Origin of the sequence: Arthrobacter sp. efr-133-R2A-120, assembly GCF_030209835.1 — a bacterium.
Lineage (GTDB): Bacteria > Actinomycetota > Actinomycetes > Actinomycetales > Micrococcaceae > Arthrobacter.
Genome location: NZ_JARVRF010000029.1, coordinates 23,119 through 41,486 on the forward strand (window position 1 = coordinate 23,119; position 18,368 = coordinate 41,486).

18 protein-coding genes are annotated in these 18,368 nt (G+C 64.9%); 5 read left to right on the top strand and 13 right to left on the bottom strand.

Going from position 1 to position 18,368, the window contains the following annotated elements:
* Positions 1-79 precede the first annotated feature (79 nt).
* Complete coding sequence (locus QRN52_RS14500) at positions 80-1,477, top strand: M1 family metallopeptidase (RefSeq protein WP_284753557.1); 1,398 nt, start codon at positions 80-82, stop codon at positions 1,475-1,477.
* Positions 1,478-1,503: 26 nt separating this feature from the next.
* Here QRN52_RS14500 and QRN52_RS14505 read toward each other — a convergent pair whose 3' ends face one another.
* The 3 genes from QRN52_RS14505 to pheS all read right to left on the bottom strand — a co-directional run bounded on the left by QRN52_RS14505 (position 1,504) and on the right by pheS (position 5,809).
* Entirely contained in the window at positions 1,504-2,067 is a 564-nt protein-coding gene (locus QRN52_RS14505; protein WP_284753558.1) for a 4'-phosphopantetheinyl transferase family protein, read from the bottom strand.
* 128 nt (positions 2,068-2,195) lie between these two features.
* Positions 2,196-4,745 carry a phenylalanine--tRNA ligase subunit beta gene (pheT, locus tag QRN52_RS14510; protein ID WP_284753559.1) on the bottom strand — a complete coding sequence of 850 codons (2,550 nt, stop codon included), beginning with the start codon at positions 4,743-4,745 and terminating at the stop codon, positions 2,196-2,198.
* Positions 4,746-4,747: 2 nt separating this feature from the next.
* On the bottom strand, positions 4,748-5,809 hold the full coding sequence (gene pheS, locus QRN52_RS14515) for a phenylalanine--tRNA ligase subunit alpha (protein WP_284753560.1): 1,062 nt from the start codon (positions 5,807-5,809) through the stop codon (positions 4,748-4,750).
* 186 nt (positions 5,810-5,995) lie between these two features.
* On the opposite strand from pheS, the gene QRN52_RS14520 reads away from it, so the two are divergent.
* Positions 5,996-6,646, top strand: coding sequence for an SIMPL domain-containing protein (locus tag QRN52_RS14520; RefSeq protein WP_284753561.1), 651 nt, complete (start codon positions 5,996-5,998; stop codon positions 6,644-6,646).
* Between the two features lie 14 nt (positions 6,647-6,660).
* Here QRN52_RS14520 and pcp read toward each other — a convergent pair whose 3' ends face one another.
* Positions 6,661-7,308, bottom strand: coding sequence for a pyroglutamyl-peptidase I (gene pcp, locus QRN52_RS14525; RefSeq protein WP_284753562.1), 648 nt, complete (start codon positions 7,306-7,308; stop codon positions 6,661-6,663).
* Between the two features lie 113 nt (positions 7,309-7,421).
* Here pcp and QRN52_RS14530 point away from each other — a divergent pair, with 113 nt between their 5' ends.
* Complete coding sequence (locus QRN52_RS14530) at positions 7,422-8,516, top strand: Rv2578c family radical SAM protein (RefSeq protein WP_284753563.1); 1,095 nt, start codon at positions 7,422-7,424, stop codon at positions 8,514-8,516.
* 11 nt (positions 8,517-8,527) lie between these two features.
* Here the strand turns inward: QRN52_RS14530 and QRN52_RS14535 are convergent, their stop codons facing one another.
* The gene (locus tag QRN52_RS14535; protein ID WP_284753564.1) at positions 8,528-8,968 is read right to left on the bottom strand and encodes a (deoxy)nucleoside triphosphate pyrophosphohydrolase; all 441 of its coding nucleotides are present in this window, start codon (positions 8,966-8,968) and stop codon (positions 8,528-8,530) included.
* Positions 8,969-9,114: 146 nt separating this feature from the next.
* Here QRN52_RS14535 and QRN52_RS14540 point away from each other — a divergent pair, with 146 nt between their 5' ends.
* Positions 9,115-10,323, top strand: coding sequence for an MFS transporter (locus QRN52_RS14540; RefSeq protein ID WP_284753565.1), 1,209 nt, complete (start codon positions 9,115-9,117; stop codon positions 10,321-10,323).
* Positions 10,324-10,340: 17 nt separating this feature from the next.
* Here the strand turns inward: QRN52_RS14540 and QRN52_RS14545 are convergent, their stop codons facing one another.
* The 5 genes from QRN52_RS14545 to infC form a co-directional block, all read right to left on the bottom strand.
* Positions 10,341-11,258 (bottom strand): cation diffusion facilitator family transporter, encoded by a 918-nt coding sequence (locus QRN52_RS14545; protein WP_284753567.1) that lies wholly within the window; start codon positions 11,256-11,258, stop codon positions 10,341-10,343.
* Between the two features lie 105 nt (positions 11,259-11,363).
* Positions 11,364-12,260, bottom strand: coding sequence for a TrmH family RNA methyltransferase (locus QRN52_RS14550; RefSeq protein ID WP_284753568.1), 897 nt, complete (start codon positions 12,258-12,260; stop codon positions 11,364-11,366).
* A 26-nt stretch (positions 12,261-12,286) separates the two neighbouring features.
* On the bottom strand, positions 12,287-12,967 hold the full coding sequence (gene rplT, locus QRN52_RS14555; RefSeq protein ID WP_284753569.1) for a 50S ribosomal protein L20, sunset domain variant: 681 nt from the start codon (positions 12,965-12,967) through the stop codon (positions 12,287-12,289).
* A gap of 118 nt (positions 12,968-13,085) precedes the next feature.
* Positions 13,086-13,280 (bottom strand): 50S ribosomal protein L35, encoded by a 195-nt coding sequence (gene rpmI, locus QRN52_RS14560; RefSeq protein ID WP_059387794.1) that lies wholly within the window; start codon positions 13,278-13,280, stop codon positions 13,086-13,088.
* Between the two features lie 117 nt (positions 13,281-13,397).
* Complete coding sequence (gene infC, locus QRN52_RS14565) at positions 13,398-14,423, bottom strand: translation initiation factor IF-3 (protein WP_476901780.1); 1,026 nt, start codon at positions 14,421-14,423, stop codon at positions 13,398-13,400.
* 378 nt (positions 14,424-14,801) lie between these two features.
* Here infC and QRN52_RS14570 point away from each other — a divergent pair, with 378 nt between their 5' ends.
* Complete coding sequence (locus QRN52_RS14570) at positions 14,802-15,188, top strand: DUF1844 domain-containing protein (RefSeq protein ID WP_284753575.1); 387 nt, start codon at positions 14,802-14,804, stop codon at positions 15,186-15,188.
* An 84-nt stretch (positions 15,189-15,272) separates the two neighbouring features.
* Here QRN52_RS14570 and QRN52_RS14575 read toward each other — a convergent pair whose 3' ends face one another.
* From QRN52_RS14575 to priA, 3 genes are read right to left on the bottom strand one after another with little or no spacing between them, the layout of a single operon-like run.
* Positions 15,273-16,607 carry an MFS transporter gene (locus QRN52_RS14575; protein ID WP_284753577.1) on the bottom strand — a complete coding sequence of 445 codons (1,335 nt, stop codon included), beginning with the start codon at positions 16,605-16,607 and terminating at the stop codon, positions 15,273-15,275.
* A 58-nt stretch (positions 16,608-16,665) separates the two neighbouring features.
* Positions 16,666-17,568 (bottom strand): SseB family protein, encoded by a 903-nt coding sequence (locus QRN52_RS14580; RefSeq protein WP_284753579.1) that lies wholly within the window; start codon positions 17,566-17,568, stop codon positions 16,666-16,668.
* Positions 17,568-18,314 carry a bifunctional 1-(5-phosphoribosyl)-5-((5-phosphoribosylamino)methylideneamino)imidazole-4-carboxamide isomerase/phosphoribosylanthranilate isomerase PriA gene (priA, locus tag QRN52_RS14585; RefSeq protein WP_184735761.1) on the bottom strand — a complete coding sequence of 249 codons (747 nt, stop codon included), beginning with the start codon at positions 18,312-18,314 and terminating at the stop codon, positions 17,568-17,570. Before priA ends, QRN52_RS14580 begins: the two co-directional genes overlap by 1 nt.
* Positions 18,315-18,368: the final 54 nt, after the last annotated feature.

Here is an 18,368-nt window from a genome sequence, read left to right on the forward strand (position 1 = left end):
CATAGATTGGCAAGAGGGCGTGAAATATAAGCCCACAATGACAGCAGCACGCCAAGCTAGACGGAGGCAGCCAGCGCACATGAGCCGCAGCGAACCCGGAACAACCCAAGCGCAGGAAACAACCACAACTGCCGCCGATCCGTACACCTTGCACCACGGGAGCACGGCATTCCAGGTGCTGAGGTATGAGCTGGACCTGGACTACAGCCTGGGCAGCAACCGGCTCAACGGCCGCGCGCTGCTCCGGTGCGTAGCGCTGGAAGACACGGCCTCCGTGATCCTGGACCTGGTGGGCCTGAAGGCTTCCAAAATCCTTGTCGACGGCAAGAAAGTGCCGAAGTTCAGCCCGCGCGGCGAGCACCTCGTGATCACCACAAAAGAGCAGTTGCGGGCAGGCCAGCACTTCACGGTTGAGCTCCGCTACGACGGGAATCCGCAGCCGCGCCGGGGCCTGTGGGGCGAAGTCGGTTGGGAAGAGCTCGAAGACGGCGTGCTGGTTGCCGGGCAGCCGAACGGCGCGGCGTCCTGGTTCCCGTGCAACGACCATCCGCGGCACAAGTCCAGCTACTTGATCAGCATCACCACCGACGACAACTACCGCGCCATCTGCAACGGCCGCCTCGTCTCCCACAGCAGGAAATCAAGCCGCGAAACCTGGGTCTACGAACAGGGCGAGCCGATGGCAAGCTATCTCGCCACCGTACAAATCGGGCGCTACCGGCTTCACCAGCTCAGCCCCGCCCTCGGCGGATTCCGCACCGGAACGGCCCATCACGCCGAAGCCCTGCGGCAGGCTCCGGTGCCCCAATTCGTTGCTGTCTCCCCCGGTTTGTTGACTGAGGCCCGCGAAGGCCTGGCACGGCAGGCCGACATGATGCGTACCTTTGTGGAGTGTTTCGGCCCGTATCCCTTTGCGGAATACACCGCCGTCGTGACCGAGGACGAACTGGAAATCCCCCTTGAGGCCCAGACCCTCTCGATCTTCGGCCGGAACCACATGGAGCAATCGTGGGACGCACAGCGCCTCATTGCCCACGAGCTGTCCCACCAGTGGTTCGGCAACTCGCTCACCGTGAGCAGTTGGCGGGACATCTGGTTGCATGAGGGCTTCGCCTGCTACGCGGAGTGGATCTGGTCCGAGGAAGCCGGCGTCATGTCCCTCGCCAACCGCGCAAGGGCCGCGTGGCGCAAGCTCGACATGGGCGCACAGGACCTCGTGATCGGCGACCCCGGACCGGAGCATATGTTCGATGACCGCGTCTACAAGCGCGGAGCTCTCGCCCTCCACGCCGTCCGTCGTGCGTGCGGTGACGCAGCGTTCTTCGGATTGCTGCGGCATTGGACGGAGGCCAAGCGCCACGGCTCGGTGTCCACGGCGGAATTCATCGCTACGGCCAACACTTACGTCCCGGGACTCGACGCGGCCACAGTCCTGGAACCGTGGCTGTACCAGGCAAGGCTGCCCGCTTTCGGCTGACCCTGGAATTCAGGCAATCCAAGGATTCAGCGGGACGTTACCGCGAGGGCGGCAAGCAGTCCCGGCGGAAGAGCCCGGCCGTCAACGCTGGCCGGGAGATCCAGGTCCCACAACCCTGGCCTTTCAAGCACATCGAGGGAGTCCGGGCTCACCCTGAGCCCTTCGCCCGTCATCTTCAACCATGCTTCCTTGCGTGCCCACAATCGTGCGCGCTCATGGGCCCGGCGCCCGGGTTTGAGCGCGTCGAGACGGCGGTGCTCGCGCGCGGTCAGGGCAACGTCGTCGAAGCCGGCGAACTCTGTGCCCGCCGCGTTTTCCAGGTCGACGCCCACCCGGAGCCCAGGCTCCGGATGCACGACGGCGGCAAACAGCACCCAGCCCGATGACCGTGAGGCGCTGAGCGCCAGGGGTGCGCGGACGCCGTCGAGGACGTATCCGGGCCGTCCATGCACAACGTCCGGGCCAGAGCCGCAGTCCGGGCACTCATAGGCCGCCTGGAGCTTCGAGGCGGGAACACCCAGAAGGGTGGCCGCAAAGTCTTGCTGGGCCAGCCTGGATGCCAGGAACTCGAGGCGCAGGGCCGGTGCCATGGCGTTTCCCCTAAGGGTTTCGGCCGGAGACAGCAATTCCGCCGCGATCTTTTCGATGGCGGCGGAATCGGCAGGATCCAGGGACTGGATGTGAACAGCCAGCCCCTGGATCCCCGGGTTGATACTCGTCAGCGCTGGACTGCTCCGAATCGCTCTGCGGCGACGGCGACGGCGGCCTCGCGGGCCTCCGATGCCTCGTCGGCTGTCAAGGTGCGGTCCGTGGCACGGAACCGAAGCCCGAAGGCGAGCGACTTCTTGCCGTCTTCGATGCCCTGGCCCGCGTAGACATCGAACAAGGCGACGTCTTCGAGGAGTTCGCCGGCGCCTTCCCGGAGGGCAGCCAGTACGGCGTCTGCCGGAACATCCTGCGGCACCACGAGGGCAACGTCCTGCGTGGCCACCGGGAAACCGGAGATGTGCTTGGCAACGATGACGTCCGGAGCTGCGTCGAACAGTGCGTCCGCATTGAGCTCGAGGGCCACGGAGCGTGCCGGCATGTCATGGGCTGCAAGCAGCTTCGGGTGCAATTCGCCGGCGTAGCCCACGACGTCGCCCGAGCGAAGCGCCAACTGGGCGGCACGGCCCGGGTGGAACGCCTGGTGGCTGCCTTGGCGGACCACGAGTTCCACGCCGAGGACGTCGCCGACGAGCCGGGCAATATCCAAGGCGTCGGCCCAGTCCCAGGCACGCGGAGTGTGGGCCGCGGCGGCCGGGGAATCATGGCCGGTCAAAACAGCGGCGATGTGCAGCGGCTGGTCCGGGACGCCGTCGTACAGTCCGTCAAGGACCTCGTCGGAAGGCTTGACGCCCAGCGGCGGGATGGACGCCGTACCCAGCTGACCGTCGGGAAGGAACACCGAGCCTGCCTCGAAGAGGGCGAGGTCGCGGAACCCGCGGGAGTGGTTGCGGCGGGCAACCTCGATCAGGCCGGGAAGCACCGAGGTACGAAGGTAACCGTGTTCCTCGCTGATCGGGTTGGCCAACTTGAGGGCGGTCCGTGCCGCGCCTTCCTCGGCCACGCCGAAGGTATCGTTGGCCGACTTGGAGACGAACGGATAAGAGAGGACCTCGGTGAGCCCGGCGTCGGCGAGGGCCTGGACCACACGGCGCTTTTGCTGCTGGGTACGGGTCAGGCCGCGGCCTGGAGGGGCCACGGGCAGGGTGGCCGGGATGTTGTCGTAGCCAAAGAGTCTCGCGATTTCCTCGGAGAGGTCTTCCTTGGTTTCCAGGTCATTGCGCCAGCTCGGTGCCGTGACCACATAGGAGCCGCCCACTTCGTCCTTCAGGACAATGGCGCCCAGGTCCTTGAGGGAACCCGTGATCTGTTCTTCCGTGAAGTCGATCCCGATCCGGGAGGCCGCGTAGCCTGCCGGAAGCTCGATGGTCACGGCGTCGGGCGCCGTCCCGACGTCGGTACCGGCTTCGTCCGCCGTCCCGCCGGCAAGTTCAACCAGAAGGTCAACGACGCGCTGGGCAGCCACGTTGGCGACCTGCCAATCCACTCCGCGTTCGAAGCGCTTGGACGCCTCTGACGGCAGCTTGTGCCTGCGGCGCGAGCGCCCGATCGACACCTCGTCGAAGTGCGCTGCCTCGACCAGGATGTTGGTGGTCGAATCGGAAACCTCGGTGTTCGCTCCGCCCATGACGCCGGCGATGCCGATTGCGCCGGAGTCGTCGGTGATCAGGAGGTCTTCGACGTCGAGCGCACGCACTTTGTCGTCGAGGGTGGTGATCTTCTCCCCCGCGACGGCGCGGCGCACCACGATGTCGCCCGAAAGCTTGTCGAGGTCGTAGCAGTGGTTCGGCTGGCCGAGTTCGAGCATCACGTAGTTGGAAATGTCCACAGGCAGCGAAATGGAGCGGATGCCCGCCAGGCGCAGCCGGGAGACCATCCACGGCGGGGTGGGGCGGGTGGCGTCCACGCCGCGGACCGTGCGGGCCACGAAGCGGTCGCAACCGGGTTTGCCGTAGATGGGAGCGTCGTCGTTGAGCTTGACGCCATAGCCGCCCGAGAGTGCCGCGGGGGCATTGACCTTGGCAGCCGGGTCCGTGAAGACGGTTCCGGTGGCGTGGGCATACTCGCGAGCCACGCCGCGGATCGAGAACGCGTAGCCGCGGTCCGGAGTGACGTTGATTTCGGCGGCTTCGTCGTAGAGGCCAAGGAGGGTCATGGCGTCGGTGCCGATTTCCGGATCGAGGCCAATGCGGGAAAGCACCAGGATGCCGTCGTGGTCCTCGCCGATGCCGAGTTCACGAACCGAGGCGATCATCCCTGCGGAAAGGTGCCCGTACGTCTTGCGCGCGGAAATATGGAAATCACCCGGGAGCACGGCGCCCGGGAGGGTCACCACAACCTTGTCTCCCTCGACGAAGTTGTGGGCGCCGCAAATGATGCCCTGCACGCCGGACGGGTCGATGCCCTTGCCGGTCAGGGTCTGCTCCTGGCCTTCGGGGACCACGCGGACCTGGCACCAGTTGATGGTCTTGCCGTTGGACTGCGGTTCCTTGACGAGGCTCAGGACCTGGCCCACCACGATGGGACCCTTGAGTTCGTCCGTGGGGCGGTGGACAGCTTCTTCTTCAAAACCGACCTTGACGAGTTCCGCCATGACGTCTTCGGCCGTGGCGTCGGCCGGAACCTGCGCGAATTCACGCAGCCATGAAAGTGGGATACGCACTGTTAGATCTCCATCCCGAAGTGCTCGCTGAAACGTACATCGCCTTCGATCATGTCGCGCATGTCGCCGACCTCGTTGCGGAACATGAGCGTGCGCTCGATGCCCATGCCGAAGGCAAAGCCTGAATACTCGTCCGGGTCGATGCCGGCAGCGCGCAGGACATTGGGATTGACCATGCCGCAGCCGCCCCATTCGATCCAGCGAGGCCCGCCCTTGGCACCGGGGTGCCAAATGTCCAGCTCCGCGGAGGGCTCGGTGAACGGGAAGTAGTTGGGACGCAGGCGGATCTGTGCCTCATCACCGAACATTTGCCGGGCGAAGTGCTCCAAGGTGCCGCGCAGGTCGGCCATGCTCAGCTTCTTGTCGATGGCCAGGCCTTCGAACTGGTGGAATACGGGCGTGTGGGTGGCATCGAGTTCATCGGTGCGGAAGACCTTGCCCGGGCACAGCACATAGATGGGCACTTCGCGCTCCAGCATGGACCGGACCTGCACCGGTGATGTGTGCGTGCGCATGAGCAGGTGGGCCTCGGGAGGTTCCACGAAGAAGGTGTCCTGCATTTCGCGGGCCGGGTGGTCCGGCTTGAAGTTGAGGGCGTCGAAGTTGAACCACTCGGACTCGACCTCGGGTCCTTCGGCGATTTCCCAGCCCATCCCGACGAAGATGTCCGCCACGCGGTCCTGCAGCGTGGAGAGCGGGTGGCGGGCACCGGCGCGGCGCCGCCGCGGCGCTGCCGTGACGTCGACGGTTTCCTCCACGAGGATGCGGGCGTCGTTTTCCGCTTCGAGCACAGCGGTCCGTGCTGCGAGCGCCTGGTTGACGCGGCCACGGGAGGAACCCATGAGCTTGCCTGCGGCCGCCTTCTGCTCCTTGGGCAGGCTGCCGATTTCACGGTTGGCAAGGCTCAACGGCGACTTCTCGCCGGTGTGCGCCAAGCGGACGGCTTTGAGTTCTTCGAGGGAGGATGCAGCAGCAATCGCGGCGACGGCATCCTCAACGGCAGCGGTGATGGCGGCTTCATCCAGAGGGTTCGGGATGGCAGCGCCCGGCAAAGTGTCAGTCATCTACTGTTCTTAGCTACGAGTCGGAAATGGTCTTCACCAGGCAGTGCCATGGCAAAAGCAGGAGCGATGCTCGCTGGACGGGTCCGGCGGGCACTAACACCCAGTCTAGTAGAAGGGTCCGGCGGGGATTTAACCCGTGACACGGCTGGGCCGCCGTTCGCCGGTGCCCGGGGCTAGCATGGCCTCATGACACCGGTCCGCACCATCACTGTCACCGGAGAGGGAACCGCCGAGGCCGTTCCCGACCTTCTTACGCTCACGCTCGCAGTCGAGGTCAGGCGCGACGCCGCCGAAGCGGCCTATGGCGGCGCCGGTGAGGTCGCCTCGGCGGTGACGGAGGCCTTGCGGGGGCACGGCGTGGCCGGTCTTGACCTGCGGACGAGCGGCCTCAATCTGCGTGCCGAACTCGTCTGGGCCGAAAATCAAGGGCAAAAGGTCACTGGTTATGTTGCATCAACCACCATGGTTGCCCGGTTCGGCCCGCCGTCGGCGGCCCCCGCGGCCATCTCCGCGGCGGTGGCTGCAGGCGGTGACAGCCTTCGCATCAACGGGATCGAACAAGGATTCACGGATTCCTCCACCGTCGCAGCGCGCGCACAGGAGGCGGCGTGGCGGGAGGCCGAAGCGAAGGCGGCCCGCTTTGCGTCACTTGCCGGCGGCCGCTTGGGGCGCGTGTTATCCGTCGATCAGCGGCCGGAGCACGGATCGCCGGTGCCGATGATGGGCGACATGAAACGCGCCTCGGCGAGAGAAGGCGTGCCCATTGAAGCTGGATCCGTGGCGGTTTCCGCGAACGTGGTGGTGCAGTGGGAGCTGGACTCGGCAGCGCCGGCCTAATGAACAGCGCCGGCCTAGTGAACAGCGCCGGCGGACAGCTTCGCGTCCACCTGAGTCTCGAGCGTAGTCCGCACGACGACGGCGATCCCCCGGCCCATGTCCAGCGTCGCCATGCCAGGCGCGGCACTACCCTGCGGCAGCTGGGCCTCGTCATAGGGCACGTGGATGAAGCCGCCCCGCGGGCGGGACGCAACAGCCCCGGCGAGCTCGTGCATCAGGGCATAGAACACGTGGTTGCAAACGTAGGTCCCGGCAGTCTGCGAGACTTCGGCGCGGATTCCCGCGATCTGCAGCGCCCGGAGCGCGGACTTCACCGGCAGTGTGCTGAAATACGCCGCTGGGCCCTCCGGGACCACCGGCTCGTCGATGGGCCTGTTTCCGGCGTTGTCCGGAATCCGGGCGTCATCGCAGTTGATGGCCACGCGCTCCAGGGAGAGCCGTTCCCGGCCTCCTGCGAGCCCGACGCAGATGACCAGATCCGGGCGCAGCCTCCCCATGGCCTCGCGCAGGACCGCAGCTGATTCACCGAAAACGCACGGTAGTTCGAGCGTTTCCACCCCATGCCCTTCGGAGCGCAAAATTTCCTGCGCTTCGAGGACGGCAGCCCACGAAGGGTTGCTGGAATCGCCACCAAAAGGCTCGAATCCCGTCAGCAGAATCATGAAGCCACCATAGCAACAGCTGACCCGGCTTCCGGGTTCCCCGTTCGAACTTTCAGCAGGCTTTCTTTCGACGGGCCTTGACAAGAGTTCGAACATATATTCGAATGGAGGCCATGAGATGGGACGCACAAGCACTTTCACCACAACGTGATCCGGCACCCGGAGACAACAGCAACAGCGTTCCGTCCGGAGCCGCCCCAGCAACGGACGCACTGCTGCCGCTGGCCGGGCTTGTGCGTTCCGTCTCAACCCCCGAATTCTCCGGAGTCACCTTCCATGAGGTCACCGCCAAATCGGTGCTCAACAAGGTGGCGTCCGGTTCCCAGATGCCTTTCGAATGGACGGTCAACCCCTACCGCGGATGCAGTCACGCCTGTGTCTACTGCTTTGCGCGCAAGAGCCACACCTATCTGGAGTTCGACGCCGGACACGATTTCGATTCCCAAGTGATTGTGAAGATCAACGCGGCCGAGGTCTTGCGCAAGGAACTGTCCAAACCGTCGTGGGGCCACCATCAAGTGGCCCTCGGCACCAACACGGATCCGTACCAGCGGGCAGAGGGGCGCTACCAGCTAATGCCGGGGATCATCCGGGCCCTGGCTGATTCCGGTACTCCGTTCTCCATCCTCACCAAGGGAACCCTCCTGGGCCGCGACATCCCCCTCCTCAAGCACGCCTCCAGCCAGGTGCCCGTGGATCTGGGCATCTCGCTGGCCATGACTGACGAAGCGCTGGCCTCGGCCGTGGAACCCGGCACGCCCGCACCACGCGCCAGGCTCAAGCTCATCCGCCGGTTGCGCGAGGCCGGTCTGCCTTGTGGTGTCATGGCCATGCCCATCCTGCCGTGGCTGACGGATAGCGATGAGGCCCTGGAGTCGCTCTTTACGGCCCTGTCCGACGCCGGTGCCACTGGTGTCACCGCCGGGGCCTTGTACCTGAAACCAGGCACGCGGGAATGGTTCATGCAATGGCTGGCGGAAAACCACCCCGGCCTCGTAGGCAAATACCGGCGTCTCTACGGCCAAGGCTCGTATGCCTCGAAGGAATACCGGACGTGGCTGACTGGCCGCATCAAGTACTTCAAGGCTCGTCACGGTTTCTCCGGCAGCAGCGGCTTCAGCCACAGGAACGCCACTGCGGGCAAGGAAACGCCGGGTTCCGTTCCAACTGCTTCCTTTCCAACTGCGGGCCAGCCCACTCTTTTCTAGCCAACGCTCTTCTAGCCGAGCAGGCCGGAAGCCACCCGTTCCAACAGTGCACGGACAATCGGCAGGTCGGCAGGAATCCACGGCAAGGTGAACGCCTCGTCCCCACTGCCAAGCGGAACCCACCGGAGTTCATCGTGGTCCTGGAGCGGACGCGGTTCGCCGTCAAGCAGCTCGGCGAACCATACCCTCATGACGGCCCGCTCGTTCAGCGGCCAACCGGCGCCTGCGTCCGGCTCAACCTCAGACCCGAGCCGGACAGTGATCCCGAGTTCCTCAAGAAGTTCGCGGTGCAGCGCGTCTTCGAAGGATTCCCCGGCCTCCAGCTTGCCGCCGGGGAACTCCCACATTCCCGCGAATTGCGGAGGGGCGCTGCGCCTTGCGACGAGCAGCCGCTTCGGATTTTCAAGGGAATCGACGACGGCGGCGCCGGCCACGCTTATTAGTCCAGTCACCGCAACAGTCTATTGGCCCTCAGGTAACCACCCTCATCTATGGAAGTTGTCACATTCAGGGTCATTCGCCGGAGTCTCGCACTAAGCTTGAAAGTCGGCTTTGTTCCCTTCGAGTCGCCTCCCGCTCGCCCCCAAGAAACAGGACGATGACCACTACCGCTGTCAGCAAGACCTCCCAAAAGACCGGAAGCCGGCACGTTGCGCTGGCGATCTTCGCCCTTGCCATGGGCGGATTTGCCATCGGGACCACGGAGTTCACCATGATGGGCCTGCTCAAGGAGATCGAGCAAGGACTCAACATCAGCACTCCCGAGGCCGGGAACCTGATCTCCGCCTACGCTTTGGGTGTCGTGGTGGGGGCGCCTATCTTCGCGGCACTTGGCGCCCGGCTCCCCCGCAAGCAACTTGCCTTGGGACTCATGCTGTTCCTGTCGATAGCAAACCTGACGTCCTTCATTGCACCGGACTACGGGACCATGGTGATCACGAGGTTTGCCTCAGGACTGCCCCATGGCGCCTTCTTCGGGATCGCCGCAGTCATCGCCGCGAGCCTGGTTGCGCCCACTAAGCGCGGCTGGGCGATTTCGATGGTCATGGGCGGTCTCACGGTCGCCAACGTCATCGGCGTTCCCGCGGCTACGTGGCTCGGCCAGACTTTCGGGTGGCGCCTGCTCTTCGTGGTTGTGGGCGTCATCGGCCTGGCCACCAGCGTGTTGCTGTGGAAGTTTGTCCCCTTTGAGCCTGCCCACCCCGAGGCAAGTATCCGCCGGGAACTTGGTGCCCTCAAGCGCATCCAGGTGTGGCTGGCGTTGCTGATCGGCGTCATCGGCTTTGGCGGCTTCTTCGCCACCTACACGTACATCTCCCACACCATGACGTCCGTGGCCGGAATCCCGCAGGCGCTGATACCCCTCGTCGTTGCCCTCTACGGACTCGGCATGGTGGCAGGCAATATCCTGGGCGGCCGCATCGCCGATAAGTCGGTCATGGGAACCATCTACCGGGTCCTGCCCCTCATCGCCTTGGCGCTGGTGGTCTACGCGGTCGCAGCCCACTGGGCGTGGTCGGCATACGTCATGGTCTTCATCGTGGGCGGCATCGGCTCCATGCTTATCCCGCCCCTGCAGACGCGCCTCCTCGACGCTTCGCCGGACGCACCTTCCCTGGCTTCCTCGCTCAACCATTCCGCACTCAACATCGCCAACGCCCTTGGCGCTTTCCTCGGCGGGGTGGTCATCGCCTGGGGTTGGGGCTACGTTGCACCAGCCCTTGTCGGGGCTGTCCTGGCAATCCTGGGGCTCGGCGTCGCGGGCATCAGCGGCTGGTTGGAACGGAAGAGGCCGCTGGCCGCATAGTGCTGCCCCGGGGCTGCTTAGACCTGGACGCGCTCGACGTCGGGCTCCAGGTAGATGACCCGGGCGATCGGTACTGCCGTGCGGATCCTGAGTTCGGCGTCGTCGATCGCTTTAGCAATCGCCTGCCCGGTATCTGCCGCGCCCACGCTGATCTTCGCAGCGACAAGCAACTCTTCCGGGCCAAGGTGCATGGTCTTGAGGTGGATGATGCGCGTGCCGTCGGACTCAATGGCTTCCGTGATCCGCACGTTGTCCTCTTTGGTGGCTGATTCGCCGAGCAGCAAGGACTTGGTTTCCACCGCGAGCACCACGGCGATTGCCACAAGCAGCAGCCCAATCATTCCTGTTCCCGCCGCGTCCCACGCACCGTTCCCGGTGAGAAGGGTCAGGCTCACGCCGAACAGCGCGAAAACAAGGCCCAGGAGGGCTCCGAAGTCCTCCAGGAGGACCACGGGCAATTCCGGTTGCTTGGCGTTGCGGATGAACTTGATCCAACTCTGTTTGCCGCGCAAGGGATTGGACTCGTGGATGGCGGTCCGGAAGGAGAAGGATTCCGCCACGATGGCACCGAGCAGCACGGCCAGTGGGACCCACCAGAAATCGCCTTCGATGGCATGGGGGTGCTGGAACTTCTCCCAGGATTCATACAGTGCGAAAAGGCCACCCACGCTGAACAGCACGATCGAGACGATGAAGGCGTAAATGTAGCGCTCACGGCCATAGCCGAATGGGTGCTCGGGACTTGCGGCCCGCTGCGCCCGCTTCCCGCCAAGCAGCAGGAGCAACTGGTTGCCGGAATCGGCTACGGAGTGGATTGCCTCGGCCAACATGGACGACGACATCGTCAGGACGAATGCGACGAACTTGAGCACAGCGATCGCCAGGTTGGCGCTCAATGCCGCCACGATTGCCTTGGTACCGCCATTTGCAGCCACGGGGGCTCCACCTCTTCTTCGGTTCAGGGGATGTGAGTGAATCGGCAGGAACGGATCGTAAGGGGGTGCGTCCCTGCAAGCAATACCGTACCTGTAGCGAGAGTGTCAGGAACCTTGTTGCGAGCGTGCGCTGGCGTAAAGGCAGACCGTGGCGGCCGTGCCGAGGTTCAAGCTTTCTGCCGAGCCGTAAACGGGAACTGCGACACGATGGTCGGCAAGGGCCAGCTCGGAGTCCGAAAGTCCTTGCGCCTCGTTACCGAACAGCCAGGCGGTCGGGGCTTCGAGGGCGTAGTCGGAGGCGGCTGCCGAAGCACCCAGGCGGCGCGCCGCGTTCTCGTCCTGGAGCTTGTCCAGATTGAGGGTGCCGTAGCCGTCCGCTGCGAGGATCCCGATGCCGCGCTCCTTGCAGAGGGCCACGAGTTCCTCGACGTCCGCTCCCAGGACTACCGGCAAGTGGAAGAGTGAACCTGCCGTGGACCGCACAGCCTTCGGGTTGTAGATATCGACGCTGGAGGCAGTCAAGACCACGGCATCCGCCCCGGCCGCATCAGCGGCCCGAAGCACTGTTCCAGCGTTGCCGGGGTCCCGCACCTGGCACATGACGGCGATCAGCCGCGGCCCGGCGTCGAGCACTGATTCAAGGCTGACGTCCACAAAACTGCAGACGGCCACAATCCCCTGGGGATTGACGGTATCCGCCATGGCGGCCAGGACATCGTCATTCGCGAGCCGCAGGGCAACGCCGTCGACGAGCTCGGCCAGTTCGGGGAGCCGGTCCAGGCAGCTTTCGCTCGCGAAGACTTCGTGTACGACGCCGGGCTCCCCCGCCGTCGTCCGCTCCCGGTGGAGTACCAGCGCCTCGCGAACAGCCTGGGGCCCTTCCGCGAGGAACCGGCCGCGCTTTAAACGGGCCGGGCGCCCTGCAAGCTTTGCGACATCCCTGACCCGATCGGCTCGGGGGTTGGACATCGGAAGTTCTTGCGGGCGCCCGGTTTCGTTCATATACAGAACTTTAGTGGCAGTTGCGACTAGTTCTTGATCTGCTGGCGGGCTTCGCCGCCGGCAGGCTCAAAGCCTGCAGCCTTTGCTGCCTCAACCGTGGAGAACCAGTATTCGGCGACAGTGACGTCGTACCAGGTGGAACCCGGAACGTGGTACTTGTTCGACTCGGCGTTGCCCTTGATGGCGTGGCCTTCCGGTGCAGCTTCGCCTTCAACGGCAACAACAGCGCCTTCGATGGCAGGCTTCTCGGAAACCGAGGCCTTGACAGCGGTAGCGGTCTTTGCAGCCGGAGCAGCCTTGGCGGCGGCCTTCGGAGCTGCCACGGCCTTGGCGGCCGGAGCGGAGGTGTCGGCAGGCAGGGAGTCCTTGGCAACCTTGACCAGCGCGGCGAAAGCGTTGGCGTCGGAGACGGCCAGCTCTGCCAGCATGCGGCGGTCAACCTCGACCTCAGCGGCCTTCAGGCCCTGGATCAGGCGGTTGTAGGTCAGGCCGTTGGCGCGGGATGCAGCGTTGATGCGCTGGATCCAGAGGCGACGGAAGTCACCCTTCTTCTTGCGGCGGTCGCCGTAGCTGTACACAAACGAGTGCAGCAGCTGCTCTTTTGCCTTGCGGTACAGGCGAGACCGCTGACCGCGGTAACCCTTGGCCCGTTCAAGGACAACCCGACGCTTCTTGTGGGCGTTTACCGCCCGCTTCACACGTGCCACGTGCGTACTCCTTCAAAATTCTTATCCCAAGCTGCTACTGCCGGGAAATCCGGCCGGCCTGAGAAGGCTTTGGTGTAGTCGGCAGCTACCGGATGGCAGCGACCAGAAAACTTGGAACTTAGACGCCGAGCATCTTCTTGATGACCTTGGCATCGCCCTTGAAGACGATCTTGTCGCCGGCAAGGCGACGGGTCAGGGTGGAGGACTTGTGCTCCAGGTAGTGGCGGCGGTTGGCCTGCTGACGCTTCAGCTTGCCGGTACCGGTCAGCTTGAAGCGCTTCTTAGCACCACTGTGGGTCTTCATCTTCGGCATGGGAACCGATCTCCTTACGTGTCCGCAGACTGGGTCTGCAGTTCTTTCGTGCAGCCATCCCATAGGGGGCGGCTGCTGCTTTCGAGCCGGGCGGAGGGGATACCTCCGGCGGCGTGACTAGTTGGTCTTGCGTGCCGCTGGCTTCGGAGCGGCCTTGGGGGCTGCCGGTCGAGCTGCAGGCTTCGGAACCGCGGGCTTCGCCATCGGTTTCGGTACTGGTGTGGCAGCAGGCTTGGGAGCAGCCGGCACAACGGGCTTCGGAGCTGCTTGCTCCGGAGCCTTTGCCGGTGCCGGTGCGGCAACCGGAGCTGCTTCAACTACGGGAGCCTTTTCGACTACCGGAGCTGCTTCAACCACGGGAGCCTCTTCGACAACAACTGCTTCCTCAGCAACCGGAACTGCTTCAACCACAGGGGCCTCGTCGGCAACCGTTTCTTCAGCGACCGGAGCCTCTTCGGTTTCAGCGACCTCCGCCTCAACGGCCTCCGGCGCGGTTTCCTCGGCCTGGGTTTCCTCAACCTGGGTCAAGAGTTCTGCCGGGAGCAAGTCCGCGAGTGACTGGGTCAAGGGAGCATCCTCGCCTGAAACGTCAATCCGGCCTGCAGCCTTGGCTTCATTCTGGGCTTTGGCTTCTGCACGCTGCGCCGCGCGGCGGGCCTCGGCCTTGGCCTCGGCCTTGTTCTTCAACGGACCGATCACCATGACCATGTTGCGGCCATCGATGCGCGGGCTGGACTCAATCACGCCAACTTCGGCAACGTCCTCAGCGAAGCGCTGCAACAAGCGGATGCCCATTTCAGGGCGCTGCTGCTCACGTCCGCGGAACTGGATCATGGCCTTTACCTTGTCACCGGCGCCCAGGAAGCGAAGCGCGTGGCCGCGCTTGGTCTCGTAGTCGTGGGTGTCGATCTTCAGGCGGAAGCGGATTTCCTTGAGGACCGTGTTGGTCTGGTTCTTGCGGGCCTCACGGGCTTTAACAGCGGCTTCGTACTTGTACTTGCCGAAGTCCATCAGCTTGCACACCGGAGGCTTCGCCTGCGGTGCAACTTCAACGAGATCCAGGTCAGCCTCGGCAGCCAGACGTAGGGCGTCCTCAATACGGACGATTCCAACCTGTTCGCCGGCAGGACCGACCAAACGCACCTCGGGGACGCGGATACGCTCATTGATTCTTGGCTCGCTAATGTCAAAGCTCCTGTTGTTGTGATGAGTATTCCACCGGCAAATAGAGAAGGCCCCCAATTGCTGGCGCAATCGAAGGCCTCGAAGATCGGATACTGCCCCTCAATGGGGGCGTTCGCACCATCCAAGGCTGACCTTGAACGGTGTCCGACCAGGTACCCGGCAACTTACATCCCCGAAGGGAAACGGCTGACGCGGGTGGGAGAGAACTCCGCTTGCAAACTGAAAATCAATTCTACAGAAATCGGCAACCAACCGCACATTAACGATGGGTGGCCGAGCTCTGCGTGTGCCATGGAAAATGGCAACTTCCAGTCGGTCTGTGACAAGCTTACCAGCATGAGCACTTCAGACAGCAATTCCCTCGACCACGAGCCCAACGGCACTGACGCCGGAGTAGGCCAGCAGATCCGCGACATTTCGGAAGTTCCGGCTGTTGAGGTCATCACCACCGGCGCCGTCCACCTCATGAGCGCAGCAGCCGTCAAAGTGGGCTTGGCCGACGACCCCGAGGCCGAGGAGCTCAAGGACCTGGACGAGGCCCGCAAGCTGATCACCGCTTTGGCCGGACTGGTCACCGCCGCAGCGCCGGAAATCGGCTCGCAGCACGCCGGCCCCTTGCGCGATGGCCTCCGCTCCCTGCAGCTTGCGTTCCGGGAAGCGTCACTGATCCCGGACGAGCCGGGCAAGGGCCCGGGCGAGAAGTTCACCGGCCCGGTCAACTGACCCGGACCACCTGTTGGACCGCGACGGCGGGCTGGCCTCTTCGGCCGGCCCGCCGTCGTCGTCTCCCGGCGGCTTGGGCGCAACTCAGTTGGCGGGGTCCCCCGCGCCGGCCTGGGTGGTGGTCATGATCCGGCGCCGACGCAGCTGGAGGAGCAGCCCGGCAAGGCACAGCACCACTCCCGCCGTCCCGATGGCGACGAAGCCGGCCCACGGCCCCACGCCGTCGATAAAGAGGCCTGCAACCGGCGAACCGAAGGCCACGCCTGCTGTGAGAGCCGAGCCATACCAGCCCATCGCCTCGCCGCGCCGCTCCTCATCCACGAGGTCGGCGACTTTTTCCGACGCCGCCGACAACACCGGCGCGCAGAGCAGGCCCGGAAGCAGGGACAACAACGCAAGGGTCCAGGTGTCCCCGGCGAAGCCCATCGGGATGGTCAGGGCCGCCATGCCAAGCAGGAGCAGGATGGGTGAGACGGGCCGGTGCATGGCACCATAGATGAGCCCGCCGACTACCGACGAGGCGCACCAGAAGAAGAAGACAATTCCGATCTGGCTCTCGTGCCCGCCGCGCTGCAACACCGCGACGATCCCGACGTCGGTGCCGCTCAGCACCATGCCGGATCCTGCGGCGACGGCGAACACGGCAGCTACCGCCGCAGTGAACCATGTGAAGTTCCTGGCCATTTTCCCCCGCAGCCCCGAAGGCTGCGAAGCCGTCGGTGCCATCTCTGAAGCTGCTTCCTGGAGATGGGCCGGCGCCGATGCCACCACTGCGGCTTCAGCCGCATGGAGCTCGTCCGCATCCCGGTCGGCCGTCTGGCCGGCATCCAGGACGCCCTCACTGCGGGTGGGCGGGTTGAACCACAGCAGGAAGAGCCCTGCGGCCGAAGTGCACACACCCACGATGGTCAGGCCGAGGACCGTGAAGCCGCTGGTAGCCACGACCGCGCCCACCGCGGGGCCGATCATGAAAACCACTTCGGTGCCAATGGAGTCCAAGGCATAGGCCGAACGCCGTTGCTCGCCGTCAACCAGCACACCGAGGGACTGCCGGATGACGCTGAAGATCGGCAGCGTCAGCAGGCCCCCGACGAAGACGAGCGGAAGGATCCATTCGTAGCTCGCATGCGGCACTACGGACCAAATCACCAACTCCGACACCACCGAAGGAATAAGCGCCTTGCGCAGGCCCACGGTGTCCACGCGCCGTCCGCGCCACGGCGCGCCAATGGCGATGCCGATGGTGAAAACCGCGGCGGCAGCGCCGGCGGCAGCATATCCCTTGCCCAAGGTCAGCACGATGTGCAAGGTGAGCAGGACCCCCGCTGCCGAGTGCGGTATGCGGGCCACCATGCCCACCAACAAGAGACGCCGCACGGACGTGATGGACAGCATCTCCCGGTAGAGAGAGAAATTCACGAGCTACATCCTCTGTTCTGCCGAGGGCAGGACAAGGACGTTCCCCCTGTGCCTTCGGCTACTGTGCCGCCCGCTGCAAGCTGACCTCGATCGAGTCAACCCGCTCGGCGAACAATTCGTTCTGCGCCCAACGCCCGTTCAGCCCGGAGACGAGATCCTGTACCGCGGCGGCGTCCAGGCCGTCTTCGAGGTACAGCACCACGCGCAATTCGGGCCCGGGTCCCCCGCCGGCCATGGCCGATCCGTCAGCCGTGCGCGAAGCCATTCCCGATCCCGGCCGCACCTCCAGGCGCCGCACGGCCGGGTACATCCCTGCCAAGGAATTGAGAGCAGACTCCAGTTCATCATCAAGGTACGACGGCGTCCAGTCGCGCTGCTGTGCCAGTGACCACATGGCAGGCCGGCGCACGACGAAGGTGACCTCCGAACCGGGATCCAGGACAAGCAGCTGGGCTCCCTCCGAGACTGCAGACAGCGCCGCCCGGGCCGCATAAACAGCGACGGGACGGGCCTGCGGATGCCAGGCTTCAAGGGCGGCAGCCGACGTGAACACAGGCATGGCCGTGCGGCCGTCCGGCGCCTTCAGGGTCACGAGCGCCATGTCGGCCTGCTTGTCCGCATGGAGTCCGTCCACGCCCTCGGCTTCCTCAGCGAGCTGGGCCACCACCGGGACAAACACCCTCGCCGTTGCCAAGGAAGCCACCACGCCCGCCTCGGTGCCGGTACCGGCGAGCAGGGCCGCGACGGCGGCGAGGTACCCGGCGTCGGCCGTTCCGTCGTCGTCCTCGAAATTATGGATCTTGGCGGCGTCGCTGCTCAGGTCGCGGCCGGCCCAGGGCTGGCCGGCAGAATCGCCTGCGCCCCCCGCACCTGCCAGGGCCGCCGCGATGTGCCCAGGCAACTGCCGTGGGGCCGGAGTCGAAGCCTTGTGGGCAGCCGGGGACTGTGGATCCTGCGACATCAGCGACGGCCGGCGACGTCCAGGGCTTCCGGGAGCGTGAAAGCACCGGCGTACAGCGCCTTGCCGACGATCGCTCCTTCGACCCCGAGCGGAACGAGTTCCCGCAGGACGCGCAAATCTTCGAGGCTGGAGATGCCGCCCGATGCAACGACAGGCTTGCCGGTCTTTTCGACCATCTGGCGCAACAGCTCGACGTTGGGCCCCTGCAGGGTTCCGTCCTTCGTGACGTCGGTGACCACGTAGCGGGCGCAGCCGGCGTCCTCAAGGCGGGCCAGAACCTCCCAGAGATCCCCGCCCTCCTTGGTCCAGCCCCGGCCCGCGAGCGTTGTGCCGCGGACGTCGAGCCCGACGGCGATCTTGTCACCGAAGCGGTCGATGGCCCGGCGGGTCCATTCCGGGTTCTCCAACGCGGCGGTACCCAGGTTCACGCGGGCGACGCCGAGCTCAAGCGCGCGCTCGAGGGATTCGTCGTCGCGCAATCCGCCGGACAGCTCCACCTTGACGTTCAGCTGCGAGACGACTTCGCTGATGAGGTCGGCGTTGTTGCCGCGGCCGAACGCTGCGTCCAGGTCCACCATGTGCACCCACTCGGCTCCGGCGTTCTGCCAGTTAAGTGCTGCTTCGAGCGGGGTGCCGTAACTGGTCTCGGAGCCGGCTTCTCCCTGAAGGAGACGGACGGCCTGGCCGTCCACGATGTCGACGGCGGGCAGGAGTTCCAGAACAGGCAGTTCGGAGGCGGTGGTCATTGAAGTCCTCGGTGTTGTGGGGACGGGCGTCAATTGCCCGGCAAGTTATTTGGC